The following is a 2,666-nucleotide window of genomic DNA, read 5'->3' as shown; positions in this document are numbered from 1 at the left end:
GACGAGTTCGGGCCGCTGATCGACTCAATGCTCCGGGCCGAGGTCCTGATGAAGGCCGCGGTCATTCACGAGCGGCTGGCCCAGGAGTACGGCTTCACCGGCAACTATCAGCGGGTCAAGCTCTACGTTCAGACGGCCCGGCCGAGGATCGCCGAGGAACTCGGGATCACGCCCAAGGAACTGGCGGGCATGCACCGCCGGTTCGAGGTGATCCCAGGCGCCCAGGCTCAAGTGGACTGGGGTGACGAGGGCAAGATCCTCGCTCACATGGGCATCGCAAAGGTCTACTCCTTCCACATGACACTGTCGTACTCGCGGGACCCGTTCTGCTGCTTCACCACCAGCCAGGACCTGCAGACGTTCTTCGACTGCCACCGCCGAGCGTTCGCACACTTCGGCGGGGCACCGATGACGATCGTCTACGACCGGACCAAAACCGTCGTACGCCGCCACGTCGCCCCTGGTGAGGCGGTCCCCCTGCATCCGGAAGCGGTCGGCTTCGCCGGCCACTACGACTTCGACATCGACGTCCTGGCCGCCTACCGGCCGCAGGGCAAGGGCCGGGTCGAGCGACAGGTCCTGATCGTCCGCGACCACGTCCTGTCCGGCCGGGCCTTCGCCTCCGTCGAGGAGATGGATGCGGCGTTCATCTCCTGGGTGCCCGTGCGGCGGGCCCAGATCCACAAGACCCACCGCGAGGTCATCGCGGAGCGGGCGGCACGGGATCATGCGGCTCTCAAGCCGCTTCCACCGACTCCGCATCTGGTGGCCGAGCGGCAGCTGCGGCACGTCGGCAAAGACTGCCTGGTCGCCTTCGACGGCAACCTCTACTCCGTGCCGGCCCGCCGAGTCCGTGCTCGCCAGCTGGTCGAGATCCGGGCCACGAAATCCCAGATCATGCTGCATGCCACCCTCGCCGACGCCCACGGCGGCACGCTGCTGGCCTCCCATCCTCGGGCCATCGGACGTGGTGCCCGTGTTGTCGATGAGTCGCACTGGGACGGCCTGCCCACCGGCAAGAACCGCCGGACCACCACCGGCGACATCCCGGTCCAACCTCGTCCGGAGCGGCCCCGGGGCGAGGAAGCCGGCCCCTTGCAGGCCCTCCTGAACAGAGCCGCGGCCACCCGGGTCGAGGTCGGCCGACGGCCTTTGTCGGTCTATGACGAGCTGACCGGAACCCGGCCGTTCACCACCCATCGAGCGACGAAGGAATCCTCTTGAGCGAGCTGACCGGCAACCGCATCCGCACCACGGCCGGCAAGCTCGGCCTGCCCCACCTCGCGGAAACCATCAACGAGTTCACCCGCCGGGCAGACGAGGCAAAGATGGGCTACCTCGACTTCCTCGACCTGGTGTTGTCCGAGGAACTGGCCGTCCGCGACGACCGTCGCTTCCGCCAGGGCCTGCGGCTCTCCCGGCTGCCGCACCACAAGACGCTCGATGAGTACGACTTCTCGTTCCAGCCCGACCTCGACCCGCGCAAGGTCAAAGACCTGGCCACCCTCTCGTTCGTCGAGGCCAAGGCGAACGCCGCTCTCCTGGGGCCGCCCGGGGTCGGCAAGACACACATCGCCGTCTCTCTGGCCGTCGCGGCCTGCCGGGCCGGCTACTCGGTCTACTTCACCAGCCTCGACGACATGGTCCGCAACCTCAAAGCCGCCGAATCCGCCGGGCGCCTTGCCAACAAGCTGGGCACCTACCTGCGGCCCGGCGTCCTCGTGGTCGACGAGGTGGGCTACGAGATCCTCGAACGCGGAGAAGCGAACCTGGTCTTCCAGGTCATCTCAAAGCGGTATGAAAAGGGCTCGATCATCCTGACCTCAAACAAGACCTTCAGCGAATGGGGACAGGTATTCGGCGACGAAGTCCTCGCCACAGCCATCCTCGACCGCCTCCTGCACCACTGCGACGTGATCTCCATCAACGGCCCCAGCTACCGGCTCAAGAACCGGCTCAAGGCCATCGAGCGCGACACCGACGTGGCCTGATCCGGGCCGGCTATCCGACGAGGAAATGTTCCTCGCCGACTTGGAAGCTACGTCACACCCCGCGATCGGTGACACTTGGTGATCGCACGCCTTGATTCGTGCGCTCGCAGGACGAGGACCGTCTGTCGCGCAATGGCCTGCTGGCACATTGGGTCCTGCTTCTCGTCTTCAGCTGTGACTCGCCCAGTCAACTGGGATACCAGGATTGCCTCGTAGCAGCTGGACAGGCACTCCAGCGCTTCGTCGGCCGACAGAAAGCCGCCAGGAGCTTCGAAGAGTCGAACCAGTGCCATCAGGAAGGGACCGACCGCTGGCCTGGTGGGAACATCCGGCAGAAGGTCGTATTGAGTCAGGAAGTCTCCCGCGAAGGCCGTGTCGTCCCACCAGCTCGCTGGAGCTTGAGCGCGCAGGGTCAATACGGACTTGACCAGCTCGCGGTGCGGTTCCGGGAAGAAGTCGTCGAACGGTAGCTCGAAAACGAGAACCGTCGATGCCACCACGTCCAGCACGAGGTCGGCCCGCGTGCTGTTGCTCAACGCCTCCAGCTCCTCTCCGTAAGGCGCGACGTTCTGGTCCCACAGCTCCAACCCAGTCCTCCAACTCTCTGCTACCCCTGAACCGTAGACGGGGACGTTCATCCGTACACACCTGGGGAGCCGAGGTTGTACGCCGACA

The 2,666-nt window shown here is 65.7% G+C and carries 3 protein-coding genes; 2 read left to right on the top strand and 1 reads right to left on the bottom strand.

From position 1 onward, the window contains the following. A partial coding sequence (gene istA, locus ACFYYJ_RS41480; protein ID WP_389140202.1) for an IS21 family transposase occupies positions 1–1,224 on the top strand: 1,224 nt, incomplete at its 5' end. Beyond that, positions 1,221–1,991 carry an IS21-like element helper ATPase IstB gene (gene istB / locus ACFYYJ_RS41475; RefSeq protein ID WP_389140199.1) on the top strand — a complete coding sequence of 257 codons (771 nt, stop codon included), beginning with the start codon at positions 1,221–1,223 and terminating at the stop codon, positions 1,989–1,991. The genes istA and istB, both read left to right, overlap by 4 nt. Before the next feature lie 47 nt (positions 1,992–2,038). Here istB and ACFYYJ_RS41470 read toward each other — a convergent pair whose 3' ends face one another. Continuing rightward, positions 2,039–2,578, bottom strand: coding sequence for a hypothetical protein (locus tag ACFYYJ_RS41470; protein ID WP_389140196.1), 540 nt, complete (start codon positions 2,576–2,578; stop codon positions 2,039–2,041). Between the last annotated feature and the right edge of the window lie 88 nt (positions 2,579–2,666).

Origin of the sequence: Streptomyces sp. NPDC002467 (assembly GCF_042889825.1) — a bacterium.
GTDB lineage: Bacteria > Actinomycetota > Actinomycetes > Streptomycetales > Streptomycetaceae > Streptomyces.
The sequence above is the reverse complement of the archived record's forward strand: the minus strand, read 5'-3'. Positions and strand labels throughout refer to the sequence as shown.